The organism is Aquipseudomonas alcaligenes (assembly GCF_003205495.1).
GTDB lineage: Bacteria > Pseudomonadota > Gammaproteobacteria > Pseudomonadales > Pseudomonadaceae > Aquipseudomonas > Aquipseudomonas alcaligenes_B.
In genome coordinates this window covers 167583-184998 of sequence record NZ_QJRX01000001.1, presented here as the reverse complement: position 1 = coordinate 184998, position 17416 = coordinate 167583, and the positions used below count along the sequence as shown (strand labels likewise).

At 66.2% G+C, this 17416-nt stretch carries 17 protein-coding genes; 7 read left to right on the top strand and 10 right to left on the bottom strand.

The features are described from left to right. The first annotated feature begins 21 nt into the window (after window positions 1–21). From DMO17_RS00875 to DMO17_RS00860, 4 genes are all read left to right on the top strand, one after another. Window positions 22–297 (top strand): hypothetical protein, encoded by a 276-nt coding sequence (locus DMO17_RS00875; RefSeq protein WP_110680430.1) that lies wholly within the window; start codon window positions 22–24, stop codon window positions 295–297. A gap of 144 nt (window positions 298–441) precedes the next feature. Beyond that, window positions 442–1833 carry a hypothetical protein gene (locus DMO17_RS00870; RefSeq protein WP_146224888.1) on the top strand — a complete coding sequence of 464 codons (1392 nt, stop codon included), beginning with the start codon at window positions 442–444 and terminating at the stop codon, window positions 1831–1833. Window positions 1834–1982: 149 nt separating this feature from the next. Next, on the top strand, window positions 1983–2633 hold the full coding sequence (locus DMO17_RS00865) for a hypothetical protein (RefSeq protein WP_258371044.1): 651 nt from the start codon (window positions 1983–1985) through the stop codon (window positions 2631–2633). Beyond that, the gene (locus tag DMO17_RS00860) at window positions 2630–3688 is read left to right on the top strand and encodes an energy transducer TonB (protein ID WP_110680428.1); all 1059 of its coding nucleotides are present in this window, start codon (window positions 2630–2632) and stop codon (window positions 3686–3688) included. Before DMO17_RS00865 ends, DMO17_RS00860 begins: the two co-directional genes overlap by 4 nt. Window positions 3689–3862: 174 nt before the next feature. Here DMO17_RS00860 and DMO17_RS00855 read toward each other — a convergent pair whose 3' ends face one another. From DMO17_RS00855 to DMO17_RS00835, 4 genes are all read right to left on the bottom strand, one after another. Beyond that, on the bottom strand, window positions 3863–5194 hold the full coding sequence (locus DMO17_RS00855; protein ID WP_110680427.1) for a spinster family MFS transporter: 1332 nt from the start codon (window positions 5192–5194) through the stop codon (window positions 3863–3865). Window positions 5195–5339: 145 nt separating this feature from the next. Beyond that, complete coding sequence (locus DMO17_RS00850) at window positions 5340–6398, bottom strand: 3-deoxy-7-phosphoheptulonate synthase (RefSeq protein ID WP_110680426.1); 1059 nt, start codon at window positions 6396–6398, stop codon at window positions 5340–5342. Between the two features lie 436 nt (window positions 6399–6834). After that, window positions 6835–8058 carry a CaiB/BaiF CoA transferase family protein gene (locus tag DMO17_RS00840; RefSeq protein WP_110680425.1) on the bottom strand — a complete coding sequence of 408 codons (1224 nt, stop codon included), beginning with the start codon at window positions 8056–8058 and terminating at the stop codon, window positions 6835–6837. A 62-nt stretch (window positions 8059–8120) separates the two neighbouring features. After that, complete coding sequence (locus DMO17_RS00835) at window positions 8121–9302, bottom strand: acyl-CoA dehydrogenase (protein WP_110680424.1); 1182 nt, start codon at window positions 9300–9302, stop codon at window positions 8121–8123. 175 nt (window positions 9303–9477) lie between these two features. Between DMO17_RS00835 and DMO17_RS00830 the strand changes: the two genes are divergently transcribed. Further along, entirely contained in the window at window positions 9478–10383 is a 906-nt protein-coding gene (locus tag DMO17_RS00830) for a LysR family transcriptional regulator (RefSeq protein WP_110680423.1), read from the top strand. 55 nt (window positions 10384–10438) lie between these two features. Here the strand turns inward: DMO17_RS00830 and DMO17_RS00825 are convergent, their stop codons facing one another. From DMO17_RS00825 to oscA, 6 genes are all read right to left on the bottom strand, one after another. Beyond that, on the bottom strand, window positions 10439–11203 hold the full coding sequence (locus DMO17_RS00825; protein ID WP_110680422.1) for a hypothetical protein: 765 nt from the start codon (window positions 11201–11203) through the stop codon (window positions 10439–10441). 163 nt (window positions 11204–11366) lie between these two features. Then, window positions 11367–12356 (bottom strand): sulfate/molybdate ABC transporter ATP-binding protein, encoded by a 990-nt coding sequence (locus tag DMO17_RS00820; protein WP_110680421.1) that lies wholly within the window; start codon window positions 12354–12356, stop codon window positions 11367–11369. 3 nt (window positions 12357–12359) lie between these two features. Beyond that, window positions 12360–13232, bottom strand: a complete 873-nt coding sequence (gene cysW / locus DMO17_RS00815; RefSeq protein ID WP_110680420.1) for a sulfate ABC transporter permease subunit CysW — start codon at window positions 13230–13232, stop codon at window positions 12360–12362. A gap of 10 nt (window positions 13233–13242) precedes the next feature. After that, complete coding sequence (gene cysT, locus DMO17_RS00810) at window positions 13243–14061, bottom strand: sulfate ABC transporter permease subunit CysT (protein WP_110680419.1); 819 nt, start codon at window positions 14059–14061, stop codon at window positions 13243–13245. 72 nt (window positions 14062–14133) lie between these two features. Continuing rightward, complete coding sequence (locus tag DMO17_RS00805; protein WP_110680418.1) at window positions 14134–15132, bottom strand: sulfate ABC transporter substrate-binding protein; 999 nt, start codon at window positions 15130–15132, stop codon at window positions 14134–14136. 123 nt (window positions 15133–15255) lie between these two features. After that, window positions 15256–15438: a sulfur starvation response protein OscA gene (oscA, locus tag DMO17_RS00800; RefSeq protein WP_110680417.1), complete on the bottom strand. Its 183-nt coding sequence runs from the start codon at window positions 15436–15438 to the stop codon at window positions 15256–15258. Between the two features lie 298 nt (window positions 15439–15736). Here oscA and DMO17_RS00795 point away from each other — a divergent pair, with 298 nt between their 5' ends. Then, on the top strand, window positions 15737–16702 hold the full coding sequence (locus DMO17_RS00795; protein WP_110680416.1) for a sensor domain-containing diguanylate cyclase: 966 nt from the start codon (window positions 15737–15739) through the stop codon (window positions 16700–16702). 91 nt (window positions 16703–16793) lie between these two features. Next, window positions 16794–17375: an RBBP9/YdeN family alpha/beta hydrolase gene (locus DMO17_RS00790; RefSeq protein WP_110680415.1), complete on the top strand. Its 582-nt coding sequence runs from the start codon at window positions 16794–16796 to the stop codon at window positions 17373–17375. Window positions 17376–17416 lie beyond the last annotated feature (41 nt).

Here is a 17416-nt window from a genome sequence, read left to right as displayed (position 1 = left end):
GAGTGGAAGAGCGAGGCCTTTATGGGCACGGTGCTGACCTATGTTCTTGCTGTCGATGTGTATGACGAGGCGGGCAAGCGCCTGGCGTCGTCGCCCATTTCCGGCTCCGAGGGTGTCAGCGATTACACGGTCACGGGCAAGTCCATCCTGACCCGTCTGCTGGCCGCCGAGGGCGTCGCATCGGCATTGTCTGGTGGAGTTGCTAGCGCCGATACCCCTGCGGCTGAGCTGCCTGAGGCCAAGCGGGCACCGTTGCCACTGTTCGTCCCGCGTGGTGTGGGCGACGGGGTTTTCTGAGTCGGCCCATTGGTAACGGGGGCCGATCACGTTTTCTTCCTAAAGAAACGACTTGACTGGCTTTTGCCTTCTATCGGAAGCCAGCCTGCTATCAGCATGGACACTAAAGGGAGCAGTCATATGTATGGAGGCACAAAGGACACCGTGAAAGGTTTTGCTTTTTCTCTGCCTATTGCAGCATCGCTGGCGATGGTGGGCTGCGCCGGTATCGCGCAACAGCCTGATGCCATGCTTGAACGGATACTCAGTGGGCCTTTGCACGAGGGCAGCGTATTTCGCGAAGGCGATAAACTTAACTTCGAGATCAGTGAGGACCGCAGCCCCGAGGGTGGCATGCCGCAATCGGCGCAGCTCGAGGCCTCCTGCTCAAGCAATGAAGTGCGCCTGATGTATCTGGATGGTCCTCAGGGCCGCCGCTATGTAGGAGGTGTCGAATATCAGCGTCCACAGCCGGTGACAGGAAAACTCGGCCAGGCACTGCGCGAGAATGCGAGCTTCCAGCAGGCGTGCGCCGATACACAGCAGCCGGACTGGCGGGTGGTGCGCGGCGGTGAATCGAAGACCTGGATTTTGCTGGACGCCAACAGTATCAGGAGCCAGTCCAGCATCATCACGTTCTGGGGTGGTTTCGATTATCCGGATATCCGTCTGGACTTGCCCTACAACGCCCCTTATGCGCAGAAGCGCGAGCACTACGCTGTCGACTGCGCTGGGCAGACCTACAAGCTTCTGGCCGGCTACGATCTCGATGCGGGCAATCAGGTGACCGACGGTAAAGTTTTCGACAATCCTGTTGCTCGGCCTATTGCCGCAAGCACCGGGGACTATGCGCTGCTTTTTGCACAGGTCTGTACCGCGCCTGAGCGGCTTGGGCAACTGGCCTCGTTCGAGCCACGGGTCAAAGCCCCCTTGTCCCTCGACATGCCGTCTGTGCGCCCAGAAGTGCTGGCAGCGATTGCCGGATTGAAGCTAGCTCCGCCGCCGAAGAAGCTGAGCTACCTGAAAATCGAAGGCACCTCCACCTACAAGGGCAAGACATCCCCCCTGCTGGAAGAAAAGTTCCTGTCCGCGGATGCACAAAGCGGTCAGGTGAAGGTGGACCTTCGCGGGGATGACTACGAAGCCAGCGAAGTGACTTGGCGGGGCCTGATCGAGTTGGCGAGCAGTTCCAAGTTCACCCGGATGACTGATACCGGTTGGCTCAAGGAGTTGGACTTTGCCGGAGATTGGCAGGCCATGCCGGTGGGGGCTCAGCTGAGCTACAGCAAGGTGCAGTTGAATATGAACAGTGCTGCGGGCGAATACGGTGGCGAGCGCGAGGTGACCCGTTGCACGGTAGAGCGAAGCTTGCCGGCCAGCGAGCTGCATGCTCGTTTGAGCGGTCAAGCCAGGGAGCTGAGTTGTCGGATGGATGGCGACAAGTACGAGCGGGTGTTTCGCCATATCTACCTAGTCGACTACGGCTACTTCCTCTCAGTGAGGACCGATAAGAACCCCTTCTACTTCGATGATCGTCGTCTTACAGACGTGAAGTAGTTTGGCCGGCTGATTGAGGCCCGCCACTGCCTTACAGCGGCCAGCCAATCAGGGCGTCTGCCGTTCTGCTGGCTCAGTCCGTTTGCTATCAAGCCCGGTCCTCTTTGCGAGGCCAGGGCTGCCGATTTATCGCAAGGAGTTGTCTGACCATGGAGTACCTGGTCCGTGTTGTGCCGCTGCTTTTCATGTTGCTGCTAAGTGGCTGCTACAGCCTGTCGGAGACATCGATCGACCCGGAACTGCAGGCCGGCCCTGGTGAGCCGGTCAGCTATCTGGTGGGTGTGGTTGGCGTCTGGCCGGATGCTGCCTACTCGGCCCACGAGCAGAACATCTTCATCCGTCGGCGTGGCGGCGATGCGCTGGCCTCGGCGCGTTTGCTCAACAAGGTGTATGCACGTACCAAGCGAGACCTGCGCGAAACCAACAGGGGCATAGGCACATTGTTTGTCATGCCGCTCAAGCCAGGCATGTACGAACTCCATAACGTGCTGTTTCGCTGGCGCAGCTCGTCGCGCTGGGCAAAGGAAGATTTCTCCATCCCTCTGCCGCTGGAGGCGGGCAAGGCCTACTACATCGGTGACTTCCGTGCGGCCTGCATGATCTCGCGCAACAGTTGCATCTTCCTCCATAGCAGTAACCTGCAGCGCGACCAGGCATTGCTCTGGACCAAGCACCCTGAACTGCCCGAGTTGACGCCTCTGGCGCTGGAGCATCTAGAGTCGGCCTATCCGCTCGTGATCGAAGAGGACGGTCCGCAGAGTTCGATCTACAAGGCCTTCCTGTCGGAGCGACTGAAATGAGGCTCTTCCTGTCGCTGTTGATGCTACTGGCGCTGAGTGGCTGCCAGGTCACACACAGCCTGCCGGAGCCCCAGCTTGCGCGTGAACCTCAGCTGCCGGAGATCCATGTACAGATAGCCGGGCCGGTGCCCGGCCATTGGGTACGCAATGAGCTGCGCCAGGTTGGTGTGTTCGAGCAGGTTGCCGAGGGGCGCGATCCAAGCGGATACAACCTGAGAGTGGTGTCTCTCGGCGACTACTCGACTGCGCGTCATATCCCCAAGCTCCTGCTCAGTGCGTTCACGCTGTTCACTGTGCCTGTGCCGGTCTCCTGGGATGGGCGTATGAGCTTCGAGCTGAGCCGTGGCGAGCAACTGTTGGCTCGTTATGACATCGCCAACCAGACCCGCCACTACATGGGGTTGTTCGCCCATGCCAATGGCGCCAACGAGAATGTGCGCCTCATCGTCGATGAGTTCGTGGCTCGCCTGCAGAAGGATGCGGCGATTTTCAGCGTGCCACTGCTCAAGCCGCTATACACCCCGCAACCGCAGTTGCCCGCAGGCCTGAAGCTGCCGCCTGATGCTCAGGTAAGTGCGACTTTTACGGTGCATGCGGATGGCCATGTCAGCGATATCGCCACTTCGCAGGCTCCGGTGGAGTTGCAGCAGGCGGTCATCGATAGTCTCTCGACTTGGCGCTACGAACCGTGGGCCGTGCAAGATGGGACCGCGCGACAACAGCGAGTGGAGAAGCGTTTTGCCTTCGGCTCGGCCAGTGATGGAGTTCCGCCCTTGGATAGTCTGCTCTCGCAACCCTGCAGCGCTGTCGTGGCCGAGGCCGATCGGTTTCAAGCTGCACACCCGCAAGCCCAATTGCGGGAGGTGCCGACCTTCAAGTACACCTCGGCTCTGCTGTTCATGTCCGTGCTTTCCCGGTCAGCCAATACTGAGCATGTTCTAGGGTATCCCCGGAAGTTCGAGGAGGCGCTGCCCAGAATTGTCGCGCAGTGTCGGGCAAATCCAGAAAGCAGCTATGAGGTACAGGTGGCAAAGGCTTTAGGACTTTCGCACTAGCCTTGATTACCGTGTCGAAATGACAAAGGCCACCTCCGGGTGGCCTTTATATTTGGCACGGCTGTCAGCCGTAGCCTGAATGGAACCCGGGAGTGGAGCTGCCTGCCCCGCCCTGGGTTCCATCTAGCTCAGCGCTCTGTCGCCGGCGCAGACTTGGAGGCGCTGGTGCGCGCCTCAGGCCGGGTTCATGGCCCACTGCTGCAGGCGCTGCAGGCTCTCGCGGTAGGGGTGCAGGCCCTTCCACAGCAGGACGATGGAGCAGCACACGGCCAGGGCGGTGACGATCAGCAGGGAGTAGCGCAGGGCGTTGTCGTCGGCGAACACGAAGTCGGTCACCAGGGCCACGGCGGTCGGGCCCAGGCCCAGGCCGATCAGGGTGATGACGAACAGGTAGATGGCCGAGGCCTGGCCGCGCATCGAGTTGGGCATGATCTCCTGGATCGCCGCCGGCGCCACGCCGAACGGCATGCTCAGGAAGAACACCGCCGGCGCCAGCAGCACGCAGGCCCAGAGGGCATCGCCCATCAGCGGGAAGGCCACGACGAAGGGCAGGGCGCCCACGGCGGCGTAGAGACCGACGCGCATGTTGGCGTCGTCGCGGCCGTGCTTGGCCAACCAGTCAGCCAGGCGCCCGCCGAAGACGATGCCGAGGCAGCCGAACACGGCGACGATGCCGCCGTAGACGATGCCGACCTGGCCGGCATCCCAGCCGTAGGTACGGATGAAGAAGGTGGGGATCCAGGCGGCGCTGCCGTAGCCGGCCAGCGACAGCCCGGCGAAGCCCAGGTTGTGGCACAGCACGGTGCGGCGGTTGCTGCGGATGTAGCGGCCGACGTCCGCCAGCGGCACCGCCACCCCGGCGCCCACGCCGCGCCGGGCCGGCTCGCGCACCGCCAGCATGACCAGGCTGAACAGCACCCCGGCGCCGCCGAGGATGAGGAAGATCAGCTGCCACGGCCGCACCTCGCCCAGCAGCGGCAGCTGCAGGTCGCCCTGGGCCGAGGCGAACTGGATGACCAGGCCGCCGAGCAGGAAGGCGATGCCCGAGCCCAGGTATACGCCCATGCCGTACACCGCCATGGCGGTGGCGCGGCGCTGCGGCGGGAAGCTGTCGGCGATCAGCGAATAGGCCGCCGGCGACAGCGCCGCCTCGCCGACGCCGACGCCGACCCGGCAGATGAGGAACTGCCAGTACAGCTTGGCCATGCCGCAGGCGGCGGTGGCCGCGCTCCAGAACAGCACGCCGAGGGCGATCAGGCCGCGCCGGCTGCGGGTGTCGGCCAGGCGCCCGAGGGGAATGCCGCATACCGTGTAGAACAGGGCGAAGGACAGCCCCATCAGCAGGCTCATCTGCGTGTCGCTGATGACCAGGTCGCGGCGGATCGGCCCCACCAGCAGGTTGAGAATCTGCCGATCGATGAACGACAGCACGTAGGCGACCATCAGGATGGTCACGGTGGTCCAGGCGGAAAGACTGGAGGGATAGCCATTATTGTTGTTGGACATCGGCAAGGCTCCTCGACCTCAGGGGTGCGCAGGTCAGAGTAGTCCCGGGGGGCGGCCGCTTAATATCGCCTGGAAGTGTTATCAGCCGGGTGAATCAGGGTGATGCCCGCTGGCTGATGGCCGGGGCGGGCGCCCCGGCACCTCCTCAGCGGCCCTGGCGCAGGCGTTCGGCGGCGTGGCGCAGCAGCGCCGCGCTGGCTTCCCAGCCCAGGCAGGCGTCGGTGATCGACTGGCCATAGCGCAGCGGTTGCTGCAGCGGCTGGCAGCCGTCCTGCAGGTGGCTTTCCAGCATCACGGCGCGCAGGCTGAGGTCGCCGGCCAGGCGCTGGTCGAGCACCGCCTCCAGCACCTGGGGCTGGCGGGCCGGGTCCTTGCCGCTGTTGGCGTGGCTGCAGTCGACCATGATCCGCGCGTCCAGGCCGCGCCGCTGCAGGGTGGCGCGGGCCGCGGCCACGGCATCGCTCTGGTAGTTCGGCCCGCCGTTGCCGCCGCGCAGCACCAGGTGGCTGTGCGGGTTGCCGCGGGTCTGCAGCAGCGCGGGGCGGCCCTGCTCGTCCATGCCGAAGTGGCGATGGGCGCGCGCCGCCGCCTGCATGGCGTCGCAGGCGATGGCCAGGCTGCCGTCGGTGCCGTTCTTGAAGCCCACCGGCAGATCCAGGCCGCTGACCAGTTCGCGGTGGACCTGCGACTCGCTGGTGCGCGCGCCGATCGCCGCCCAGCCCAGCAGGTCGTCGAGGTAGCCGGCCGCCAGCGGCTGCAGCAGTTCGCTGGCCAGCGGCAGGCCGAGTTCGAGCAGTTGCAGCAGCAGGCCGCGCGCTAGCGCCAGGCCCGCCGCCAGGTCGCCGCTGCCGTCCAGGTGCGGGTCGTACAGCAGGCCCTTCCAGCCCACCGTGGTGCGCGGCTTCTCGACGTAGGCGCGCATCACCAGCAGCAGCTGGTCGTCGACTTCGGCCTGCAGCGCGGCCAGGCGCCGGCCGTAGTCGAGGGCGGACTCGGGGTCGTGCAGCGAGCAGGGGCCGATCACCACCAGCAGGCGCGGGTCGCTGCCGTCGAGGCAGGCGCGGATATGCTGGCGCTGCTGCTGCACGCGCCGGGCGAGGTGGGCGCTGAGTGGCCATTGCTGACGCAGGTGCGCCGGGCTGGGCAGGGGCTCGGCGTGGCGAGCGGAAGCGGGGAGCGAAGCGAGGGGGAGCGGTGCGTTCATGGCTGGTCTTTCCTCGGCCGGGCGGCGTTGCCGCCACGGCCCTAGCGATGTGTTCGGGAGCGTTCTGGGTGCTGTTGCAGGAAGCGGGTAAATCGCCAGTGGGAAGTGCGGTAATACGGGTTCATGCTGTGCTCCTCGTGGAAAAACAAAACCCCCGGTCGGGTGGCCGACCGGGGGTTCTGCGAACTCTGTGTGGTGGCGACCCGGAAGTTGGGGCGCCTGTGGGGGTAATCAGGCGCGCCCGTGGCTAAACCAGTACCCATAGCAATAGTCGCCGGCAGCCGCGCGCACCGCGAGGCGCGGAGCGCTGCGGGAGACGGTGGGCTGCTGGGACGGGGAACGGGACATGCTGACTCCTGAAGGATGGCCTCAAGCTACCCGGCCGGCGCGCCGCGCGCAAGCTTGGCCGGTATCGCGGGCAGCGGCGGCGCTCGCCTCAGACCACGCCGGCGGCGCGCAGGCTGGTGATCTGCGCGGCGTCGAGGCCGAGCAGGCGCTGCAGGATGGCGTCCGAATGCTCGCCCAGCAGCGGCGGTGCCAGGCGGTAGTCCACCGGGGTGGCGGACAGGCGCAGCGGGCTGGCCACCTGGGGTGTGGTGCTGCCCAGGCCGTTGGCCAGGTCCAGGCGCAGGCCGCGGGCCTGCACCTGCGGGTCGGCGAACACCTGGGCCAGGTCGTTGATCGGCCCGCAGGGCACGCCGGCCGCCTCCAGCAGCGTGACCCATTCGGCGGTGCTCTTGAACACCGTGGCCTGGCGCAGCAGGGGAATCAGCTCGGCGCGGTGGGCGACCCGTGCCTTGTTGGTGGAAAAGCGCGGGTCGTCGGCCAAAGCCGGAAGGCCGGCGACCTCGCAAAACTTGCGGAACTGCCCGTCGTTGCCCACGGCGAGGATGAAGTCGCCGTCGGCGCTGGGGAAGTCCTGGTAGGGCACGATGTTCGGGTGGGCGTTGCCCAGGCGCTTGGGTGCGGCGCCGGTGGCCAGGTAGTTCATCGCCTGATTGGCCAGGCAGGCCACCTGCACGTCGAGCAGGGCAACGTCGATGCACTGGCCCTGCCCGGTTTGTTCGCGGGCGTTCAGCGCGGCCAGCACGCCGACCGTGGCGTACAGTCCGGTGAGGATGTCGGTGAGGGCGACGCCGACCTTCATGGGGCCGGCGCCTTCCTCGCCATCGGGCTTGCCGGTCAGGCTCATCAGCCCGCCGAGCCCCTGGATCATGAAGTCATAGCCTGCCCGCTTGGCATAGGGCCCGTTCTGCCCGAAGCCGGTGATGGAGCAGTAGATCAGTCGCGGGTTGACCGCTTTCAGCGTTTCGTAGTCGAGGCCGTAGGCCGCCAGGCCGCCGACCTTGAAGTTCTCCAGCAGCACGTCGCACTGCGCCGCCAGTTCGCGCACCAGGCGCTGGCCCTCGGCCTGGGTGAAGTCCAGGGTCAGCGACTGCTTGTTGCGGTTGGCGCACTGGAAGTAGGCCGCCTCGCGGCTGTCGTTGCCTGCGGCGTCCTTGATGTAGGGCGGGCCCCAGTGGCGGGTGTCGTCGCCCGTGCCCGGCCGCTCGACCTTGATCACCTCGGCGCCGAGGTCGGCGAGGATCTGCCCGGCCCAGGGGCCGGCGAGCACGCGGGACAGGTCGAGAACGCGGATATGGGAAAGTGCACCGGACATGGGAACCTCATGGACAAGTTCCCTCTCCCGGTGGGAGAGGGAAAAGAGCGCCTGCGCAGCGTTTAGAAGAACGCCTGCAGGCCGGTCTGGGCGCGGCCGAGGATCAGCGCGTGGACGTCGTGAGTGCCCTCGTAGGTGTTGACCACCTCGAGGTTGACCAGGTGGCGGGCCACGCCGAACTCGTCGCTGATGCCGTTGCCGCCCATCATGTCGCGGGCCATGCGCGCGATATCCAGCGCCTTGCCGCAGCTGTTGCGCTTCATGATCGAGGTGATTTCCACCGCCGCGGTGCCCTCGTCCTTCATCCGGCCCAGGCGCAGGCAGCCCTGCAGGGCCAGGGTGATCTCGGTCTGCATGTCGGCCAGCTTCTTCTGGATCAGCTGGGTCTGCGCCAGCGGGCGGCCGAACTGGGTGCGGTCGAGGCAGTACTGGCGCGCGGTATGCCAGCAGAACTCGGCGGCGCCCAGGGCGCCCCAGCTGATGCCGTAGCGGGCAGAGTTGAGGCAGGTGAACGGGCCTTTCAGGCCGCGCACGTCGGGGAAGGCGTTCTCCTCGGGGCAGAACACGTTGTCCATGACGATCTCGCCGGTGATCGAGGCGCGCAGGCCGACCTTGCCGTGGATCGCCGGCGCGGACAGGCCCTGCCAGCCCTTCTCCAGGACGAAGCCGCGGATCTCGCCGGCGTCGTCCTTGGCCCAGACCACGAACACGTCGGCGATCGGGCTGTTGGTGATCCACATCTTGCTGCCGGTCAGGCGGTAGCCACCCTCGACCTTCTTGGCGCGGGTGACCATGCTGCCCGGGTCGGAGCCGTGGTTCGGCTCGGTCAGGCCGAAGCAGCCGATGTATTCGCCGCTGGCCAGCTTGGGCAGGTACTTCTGCTTGGTGGCTTCGTTGCCGAACTCGAAGATCGGCACCATCACCAGCGAGGACTGCACGCTCATCATCGAGCGGTAGCCGGAGTCCACGCGCTCCACTTCGCGGGCGATCAGGCCGTAGCACACGTAGTTCAGGCCGCTGCCGCCGTAGGCCTCGGGGATGGTGGCGCCGAGCAGGCCGGTCTCGCCCATCTCGCGGAAGATCGCCGGGTCGGTCTTTTCATGGCGGAAGGCTTCCAGCACGCGCGGGGCCAGCTTGTCGGCGGCGAACTGCTGGGCGCTGTCGCGCACCATGCGCTCTTCCTCGGTCAGCTGCTGGTCCAGCAGCAGCGGGTCGATCCAGTTGAAGCTTGCCTTGGTGGCCATGATTGATCCTCGAAACGGTGGCAGGGCAGTCCGGCGCGGGCCGGGCGATGGACAGAGACTAGGCCTGCATGCGGCCCTGAGCAAACGAGGATTTCGCACGCTGTTGTGCGAATAACTCACTCCGAGATAGCCTGAATGGGCATTTTTCTCCCTGCTGAGTGAGGTCGTGGCATAGATGCGTCGCAAGATCCCCAGCACCGCGGCCCTGGTGGCCTTCGAGTCGGCCGCCCGCCACCAGAGCTTCACCAAGGCTGCCGACGAGCTGGCGCTGACCCAGAGCGCGGTGTGCCGGCAGATCGCCGGGCTGGAGGAGTTCCTCGGCATCGAGTTGTTCCGCCGCTCGCGCCGCGGCGTCAAGCTGACTGAGGCCGGCCTGGCCTACAGCCGCAAGGTGGCGGCGCAGCTGGATGCGGTGGAGCGCGACACCCTGGCCGCCATGGGCCGCCAGGGCGCGGTGGCGATCGAGCTGGCGGTGGTGCCGACTTTCGCCACCCAGTGGCTGGTGCCCCGGCTCAAGGCGTTCCAGCAGCTGCACCCGGAAGTGACGGTGCACCTGACCAACCGCACCCGGCCCTTCCTGTTCGCCGACACCAGCTTCGACGCCGCCATCTACTTCGGCGATGGCGAGTGGTCCGGCACCGAGGCGCACTACCTGATGGCCGAGGAGCCGCTGCCGGTGTGCAGCCCCGAGCTGCTGGGCGAGCGCGCCCAGTTCGCCGCCGCCGAGCTGGCCGGCCTGCCATTGCTGCAGCAGAGCACCCGGCCCTATGCCTGGCGCCAGTGGTTCGCCGCCCAGGGCCTGAGCGTGCCGCACGACCTTGGCGGGCCGCGCTACGAACTGTTTTCCATGCTGGCCCAGGCCGCCGCCCACGGCATGGGCGTGGCGCTGATCCCGCCCTTCCTGATCCAGCGCGAGCTGGCCGACGGCCGCCTGGTACCGGCGCACCCGGCGGCGCTGCACAGCAGCGACAGGGCCTATTACCTGATGATTCCCGAGCGCAAGGCCGAGTCCGCCGCCCTGCGCGCCTTTCGCGACTGGCTGCTGCAGGCGGCGCGCGAGTACCGCGGCGCGCCGGCCTGAGGGCGGGCAGAAAAAAGCCGGGCAGGGCCCGGCTTCTGGGTAGCACTGGCGTGGCTTATGGCGAGCCGGCCATCTGGCCGAGGGCCATCCACTGGTCGGTCAGGTTGCGGGTATGGCGATCCACGGTAGTCGGTGCGAAGGCACGGCCGGAGGCGCTGGCCAGGGCATTGCTGCCGCTGTTCATGTCCTGCAGCGCGGCGCGCAGGAACTTCCAGCGGGTCTTCAGCTTGGCCACGGCGCCGTTGGCCTTGCCGTCCAGCTTGGCCAGCTCCTCGTCGATCTGCGGCACCAGCTGGCGTTCGTCCTGGCCGATGTAGTTGTCGGTCTGCTCGCGGGCGATCTCGAAGGTGCCGACGTAGGAGCGGCTGAGGTACTGCACGCCGAGGTATTCGACCTTGGCCGGCAGTTCGCCAGCCGGGTCGGCATCAGGCACGGCCCGCGCCACGGTCAGCAGTTCGCGCAGGGCCTTGGCCAGGTCCTGGGGATATTCCCAGGGCATGTTGTCTTCGTTGGGGCCAAAGGAAACACCCAGGCGTAACTGGGTAACAAGCTTGGTGGTCAATCCGGGAATTTCCGAGCTGGCGCTCATGGCATTCTGGGCGGCGCTCTCCAGATCGGCGATATCCTTGTCCAGGCGCTGCTGGTGCTCTTCCTGGAAGCCTTCGCCGCGCAGCAGCAGCAGGCTGCTGGTGGCTCGGCTGGCATAGACCTGGACCTGTTCGGCGGCCGTCATGGCGGCGGCCTGGGCGACGGCGGAGAAACTCGCCAGAACCCCAAACACGATGGAAAAGTACAGTCGAATCAAAGGACTACGATTCATCCCCGGTCGCTCCTTATTATTCTTGTCAGCGTGAGCCTGCTGGCTGTCAGCGCAGTGGCAACAGCCTACTGCGCTTGTCATAGCAAAGGATGAGCCAAAAGAGTGATTTGCATCGCAATTCTGGCGCCGCGGAGCCGTCGCGGCTCCGCCTGTGCTACCGGCCTCAGAAGGCAGGCTGGCGCTGCCAGACCTTGGGCCGGAAATAGAGCGTCTCGCCACGGGTCAGCCCGCTCAGGCTGGCGTGGTCCTTGACCACCTCGGCCTCGATCAGCTCGTCCTGGCCCTCGACCTTGAGCGTCACCCGGGTGATGGCGCCGAGCGGGCGGATGTCGCGCACCTGCGCCGCACGGTGCTCGTCGATGGCCAGGCGCGACAGCGACACCTCGTGCGGGCGGAACAGCAGGTGCTGGTCGTCGCCCAGGTGCAGGCGGTTGGAGTCGCCGAGGAAGTGGTAGACGAAGTCGCTGGCCGGCTGCTCGTAGACCTCGGCTGGCGAGCCGATCTGCTCGATAGTGCCCTTGTTCATCACCACGATGCGGTCGGCCACTTCCATGGCTTCTTCCTGGTCGTGGGTGACGAACACGCTGGTCAGGTGCACTTCCTCGTGCAGGCGCGCCAGCCAGCGGCGCAGCTCCTTGCGCACCTTGGCGTCGAGGGCACCGAAGGGTTCGTCGAGCAGCAGCACCTTGGGTTTCACCGCCAGGGCGCGGGCCAGGGCGATGCGCTGGCGCTGGCCGCCGGACAGCTGCTCCGGGTAGCGGTCGGCCAGCCAGTCGAGCTGGACCATGCCGAGCAGCTCGTGCACCCGTTCGGCGATTTCCGCCTCGCTCGGGCGCTCGCCCTTGGGCTTCATGCGCAGGCCGAAGGCGACGTTGTCGAACACCGTCATGTGGCGGAACAGGGCGTAGTGCTGGAACACGAAGCCGACGTTGCGATCACGCACGTCATGGTTGGACACGTCCTCGCCGTGGAACTGGATGCTGCCGGCATCCGGCGTCTCCAGGCCGGCGATGATGCGTAGCAGGCTGGTCTTGCCGCAGCCGGAGGGGCCGAGCAGGGCCACCAGCTCGCCGCTGTGGATATCCAGGTTGATGTCGTTGAGCGCGCGGAAGGCGCCGAAGGTCTTGCTGACGTTACGGATTTCGATGGACATGGCTTATTCCTCCGCGTCGCTGTGACGTAGGCGGGACAGACGGGATTCGCTCCACTGCTTGAGCAGCAGGATGATCAGCGCCAGGGCCAGCAGCAGGCTGGCGACGCTGAAGGCGGCGACATGGTTGTATTCGTTGTAGAGAATCTCGACGTGCAGCGGCAGGGTGTTGGTGTAGCCGCGAATATGCCCGGACACCACCGACACCGCACCGAATTCGCCCATGGCCCGCGCGGCGCACAGCACCACGCCGTAGATCAGGCCCCATTTGATGTTGGGCAGGGTCACGTGCCAGAACATCTGCCAGCCGCTGGCGCCGAGCAGGCGCGCGGCTTCCTCCTCCTGGGTGCCCTGTTCCTGCATCAGCGGAATCAGCTCGCGGGCGACGAAGGGCACGGTGACGAAGATGGTCGCCAGGACGATGCCGGGCAGGGCGAAGATGATCTGGATGTCGCGCTCCTGCAGCCACTCCCCGAAGAAGCCCTGGGCGCCGAACAGCAGCACGTAGATCAGGCCGGCGATCACCGGCGACACGGAGAACGGCAGGTCGATCAGGGTCACCAGCAGGCTCTTGCCGCGGAATTCGTACTTGCTCACGCACCAGGCGGCGGCCACGCCGAACACCAGGTTGAGCGGCACGGCGATGCCCACGGCGAGCAGGGTCAGCTGCAGCGCGGCAATCGCGTCCGGCTCCAGCAGGGCGCTAAAGAAGGTGCCGAAGCCGAGCTTGAGCGCTTCGCTGAGCACCACGAACAGCGGCAGCAGGAGGAACAGGGCGAAGACCAGCCAGGCGCCGGCGATCAGCGCGCGGCGACCGAGCGGGCTGCCGCGGCGCCGGTCGTTGGCCAGGGTGGAGGACGACAGAACGGTGCTACTCATGGCGGCCTCCTTACGGGCGTTCGATGCGGCGCTGCAGCAGGTTGATCAGCAGCAGCAGGATGAAGGACACCACCAGCATCAGCACGCCGATCGCGGTAGCGCCGGTGTAGTCGTACTGGTCGAGCTTGACCATGATCAGCAGCGGCAGGATCTCGGTCTTCATCGGCATATTGCCGGCTATAAAAATGACGGATCCGTACTCGCCGACGCCCCGGGCGAAAGCCAGGGCGAAGCCGGTCAGCCAGGCCGGCAGTAGGGCCGGCAGCAGCACGTGGCGGAACACCTGGAAGGGCCGAGCGCCGAGGCAGGCGGCGGCCTCCTCGACCTCGCGCGGAATGTCCGCCAGCACCGGTTGCAGGGTGCGCACCACGAAGGGCAGGGTGACGAAGGTCAGCGCCAGGGTGATGCCCAGCGGGGTGTAGGCGATCTTGAAGCCCAGCTCGGTGGCGAACTGGCCGACCAGGCCGGCCGGGGCGTACAGCGCGGTGAGGGCGATGCCGGCGACGGCGGTGGGCAGGGCGAAGGGCAGGTCGATCATCGCGTCGATGATCTTGCGCCCGGGGAAGCTGTAGCGCACCAGCACCCAGGCCAGCAGGGTACCGATCACACCGTTGATGAGGGCGGCGGCGCAGGCGGTGGCGAAGCTCAGCTTGAGGGCGGCCAGCACCCGCGGTGCGCTGATGATGGCCCAGAATTCGGCCCAACTGAGTTGGGCGGCGTGCACGAACATGGCACCCAGGGGAATCAGCACCAACAGGCTGAGGTACACCAGGGTGTAGCCCAGCGTCAGCCCGAAGCCGGGTATGACGGGGGAAATGCGGCGTGACATTGCGATGTCCCTTGTACTTGGGGTGGGCGGGGCGGGCTGCCGCGCGGGTGAGCCCGCCCTGCGGGGTGGTCCTTACTGGGCCTGGTAGATCTGGTCGAAGATGCCGCCATCGTTGAAGAACTTGGGCTGGGCGGATTTCCAGCCGCCGAAGTCCTGGTCGATGGTCACCAGCTTCAGCTGCGGGAACTGCTGGGCGAACTCCGCGGCCACCTTGGCATCACGCGGGCGGTAGAAGTTCTTCGCGGCGATGCGCTGGCCTTCCTCGCTGTACAGGTACTGCAGGTAGGCGGTGGCGACTTCGCGGGTGCCCTTCCGGTCGACGTTCTTGTCGACCACGGCCACCGGCGGCTCGGCGAGGATGGACAGGCTCGGCGCGACGATTTCGAACTGGTCGCCGCCCTGTTCCTTCAGGGCCAGGAAGGCCTCGTTCTCCCAGGCCAGCAGCACGTCGCCGATCTGGTTGTTGACGAAGGTGATGGTCGAGCCACGGGCGCCGGTGTCCAGTACCGGGACGTTCTTGTACAGCCTCTCGACGAACTCCTGGGCCTTGGCCTCGCTGCCGTACTTCTGCTGGGCGTAGGCCCAGGCGGCGAGGAAGTTCCAGCGCGCGCCGCCGGAGGTCTTCGGGTTGGGGGTGATCACTTCCACGCCCGGCTTGACCAGGTCATCCCAGTCCTTGATGCCTTCCGGGTTGCCCTTGCGCACCAGGAACACGATGGTCGAGGTGTAGGGGGTGCTGGATTGCGGCAGACGCTCCTGCCAGTTTTCCGGGATCAGCTTGCCCAGCTTGTGCAGCTCGTCGATGTCGCCGGCCAGGGCCAGGGTCACCACGTCGGCGCGCAGGCCGTCGATCACCGCGCGGGCCTGCTTGCCCGAGCCACCGTGGGACTGCTGGATCTTCACCGCTTCCTTGCCCTGGGCGGTCCAGTGCTTGTTGAAGGCGGCGTTGAACTCCTGATAGAGCTCGCGGGTCGGGTCGTAGGAGACGTTGAGGATCTCGCTGGCCGCGAGGGCCTGGCTGGAGAACAGGGCGGCGGCCAGGCTGGCCAGGGCGAAACGGCGGATGGACATGGAACTGCTCCTGAGAAGGCGTATGGGCTTGGCTTTATTGGGGGTGGGCGCTGCAGGGGTGTGCTCGCGGCCGGAAGAAAGTGGCGATACGCCCTCCGGTGGTCCGGTCGGGTGGTCCTGGAATCAGGTGGGCTTGTTGGCCTGGGGTTGCAGGCGGAATTTTTCCTTGCGCTCGATCTGCACCACCTGGCCGTTGTGCACGGTGATTTCCACCGCGCCAAAACGCAGGTTGTGCAGGGCGGCCTGGATTTCACGCAGGATGCTGGCTTCGTCCTGACCTTCGAGGCTTCTCAGCGTGACGCTCATGATCTGCTCCTTGGGATGGGGCCCGGCGTGGGCGTGGAGCGGATACTAGGGGGAGATCGTTTAGACTTAAAAAGAATGTTTAACGATTTATATATTCTTTAATCGAATATATGGTCGATTCGGGCGCGTTCACCTCTACGCAGGCTCCCCGGCGATACCACCAGCACGCGCCGAGGTTCCCGCTTCCTGACTGCATGGATGGATTTTCTGCCGCCCGTCACAAGCCCCGCATCCGCCCATCGCCAGCCTCGCCGCGGGCGCATAGGCTGTAGCCATGGCAGTCGAGAGGTGGTCCGGGATGACCGACGATCAAGCTCCCAGCGAAGTGGAAACCCTGACCCTGGCCCTGCTGCACAGTCGTGGCGAGGTCGAGCGTCTGCGCGAACGCGAGCAGCTGGTGAGCAGCCTGCTGGCCAGCGTCAACGCGGTGCTCTGGGCCTTCGACTGGGAGCAGCGCCGGGTGATCTACGTCAGCCCGGCCTACGAGCAGATCTTCGGCCGCAGCGCCGCGCTGCTGCTGGCCGACTACGGCGAGTGGCTCAACAGCATCTACCCCGACGACATGGAATACGCCGCGCAGAGCCTGCAGTCGGTGCACCAGCTGGGCGCGGTGGAGCAGCGCGAGTACCGCATCATCCGTGGTGACGGCGAGGTGCGCTGGCTCAGCGACAAGTGCTTCATCAGCCCGCCCAACCTGTTCGGCGGCCAGTCGCTGATCGTCGGTATCGCCGAGGACATCACCGAGAAGAAGGCCCTGCAGAGCGAGTTGCAGCGCCTGGCCACCAGCGACGTGCTGACCGGCGCGAGCAACCGCCGGCACTTCTTCGAGCGCGCCGCCGAGCTGTTCGGCGAAGCCCGCGCCAACGGCCGCCCGCTGGCCTTCCTGCTGCTCGACATCGACAACTTCAAGCAGATCAACGACAGCCACGGCCACCAGATGGGCGACCGCGTGCTGCAGCGCGTGGCCCATTGCGGCGCCTATGTGCTGCGCCGCGACGACCTGTTCGGGCGCATCGGCGGCGAGGAGTTCGCCGCCCTGTTCCCCGGCTGCGACAGCCAGCAGGCACGCCTGGTGGCCGAGCGCCTGCAGCGTGAAGTGCAGCGCCTGCAGTTCCCGACGGGCGAGAGCAGTTTCGGGGTGACCGTCAGCCAGGGGCTCACCGAGCTGCGCGTGGGCGACCAGCTGGACGACCTCTATGCCCGCGCGGACCTGGCCATGTACCAGGCCAAGCGCCAGGGCAAGGACTGCATCGTGCTCGGATGAGTTAAATGGAATAAGCAAATAAATTCTTATTCCTTAACATGCGGATTATCCCTGCCTAGACTGGCCCGAAATGCACCCGAGGAGGCAGTCCATGGCCAGCCAGAGCATCCACTACCTGATCCTGCCGGGCTGGCAGGGTTCGCCCGCCGAGCATTGGCAGAGCCACTGGCAGCGCAGCCTGCCGAGCGCCAGCCGGGTCGAGCAGGCGGACTGGGACCACCCCGACCCGCAGCGCTGGGTCGCCGCCCTGGAGCGCGAAGTGGCGGCCGCCCGCGGCCCGCTGATCCTGGTGGCGCACAGCCTCGGCTGCGTGACCCTGGCGCGCTGGGCCGCGCAGGCGCCGCTGGCCTCGCTGCGCAAGGTGCGCGGCGCCCTGCTGGTGGCGCCGGCCGATGTCGAGCGCGCCAACTGCCCCGAAGCCCTGCGTGGTTTTGTGCCGATCTCCCGCGAGCTGTTGCCCTTCCCCAGCCTGCTGGTGGGCTCGGACAACGACCACGCCGCCAGTGCCCAGCGTGCCCTGCAGATGGCCCGCGACTGGGGCAGCCAGGCCGCCATCCTGCCGGGTGCCGGGCATATCAACGTGAAGTCCGGCCACCAGCGCTGGGAGCAGGGCTTCGCCTACCTGTACCGCCTGCAGCGGCAGATCGAACAGCTGGAGCGCCTGCGCGCATGAGCCGGCGAATGCGCACGCCGCGCTGCCACGTTTTCCCTTTT

Coding starts and splice junctions, on each gene's coding strand:
- cysW (WP_110680420.1), bottom strand. CDS start 13,232: ATGAGTAGCACCGTTCTGTCGTCCTCCACCCTGGCCAACGACCGGCGC.
- DMO17_RS00820 (WP_110680421.1), bottom strand. CDS start 12,356: ATGTCCATCGAAATCCGTAACGTCAGCAAGACCTTCGGCGCCTTCCGC.
- cysT (WP_110680419.1), bottom strand. CDS start 14,061: ATGTCACGCCGCATTTCCCCCGTCATACCCGGCTTCGGGCTGACGCTG.
- DMO17_RS00825 (WP_110680422.1), bottom strand. CDS start 11,203: ATGAATCGTAGTCCTTTGATTCGACTGTACTTTTCCATCGTGTTTGGG.
- DMO17_RS00850 (WP_110680426.1), bottom strand. CDS start 6,398: ATGAACGCACCGCTCCCCCTCGCTTCGCTCCCCGCTTCCGCTCGCCAC.
- DMO17_RS00835 (WP_110680424.1), bottom strand. CDS start 9,302: ATGGCCACCAAGGCAAGCTTCAACTGGATCGACCCGCTGCTGCTGGAC.
- DMO17_RS00840 (WP_110680425.1), bottom strand. CDS start 8,058: ATGTCCGGTGCACTTTCCCATATCCGCGTTCTCGACCTGTCCCGCGTG.
- DMO17_RS00855 (WP_110680427.1), bottom strand. CDS start 5,194: ATGTCCAACAACAATAATGGCTATCCCTCCAGTCTTTCCGCCTGGACC.
- DMO17_RS00875 (WP_110680430.1), top strand. CDS start 22: ATGGGCACGGTGCTGACCTATGTTCTTGCTGTCGATGTGTATGACGAG.
- DMO17_RS00830 (WP_110680423.1), top strand. CDS start 9,478: ATGCGTCGCAAGATCCCCAGCACCGCGGCCCTGGTGGCCTTCGAGTCG.
- DMO17_RS00795 (WP_110680416.1), top strand. CDS start 15,737: ATGACCGACGATCAAGCTCCCAGCGAAGTGGAAACCCTGACCCTGGCC.
- DMO17_RS00860 (WP_110680428.1), top strand. CDS start 2,630: ATGAGGCTCTTCCTGTCGCTGTTGATGCTACTGGCGCTGAGTGGCTGC.
- DMO17_RS00805 (WP_110680418.1), bottom strand. CDS start 15,132: ATGTCCATCCGCCGTTTCGCCCTGGCCAGCCTGGCCGCCGCCCTGTTC.
- oscA (WP_110680417.1), bottom strand. CDS start 15,438: ATGAGCGTCACGCTGAGAAGCCTCGAAGGTCAGGACGAAGCCAGCATC.
- DMO17_RS00790 (WP_110680415.1), top strand. CDS start 16,794: ATGGCCAGCCAGAGCATCCACTACCTGATCCTGCCGGGCTGGCAGGGT.
- DMO17_RS00865 (WP_258371044.1), top strand. CDS start 1,983: ATGGAGTACCTGGTCCGTGTTGTGCCGCTGCTTTTCATGTTGCTGCTA.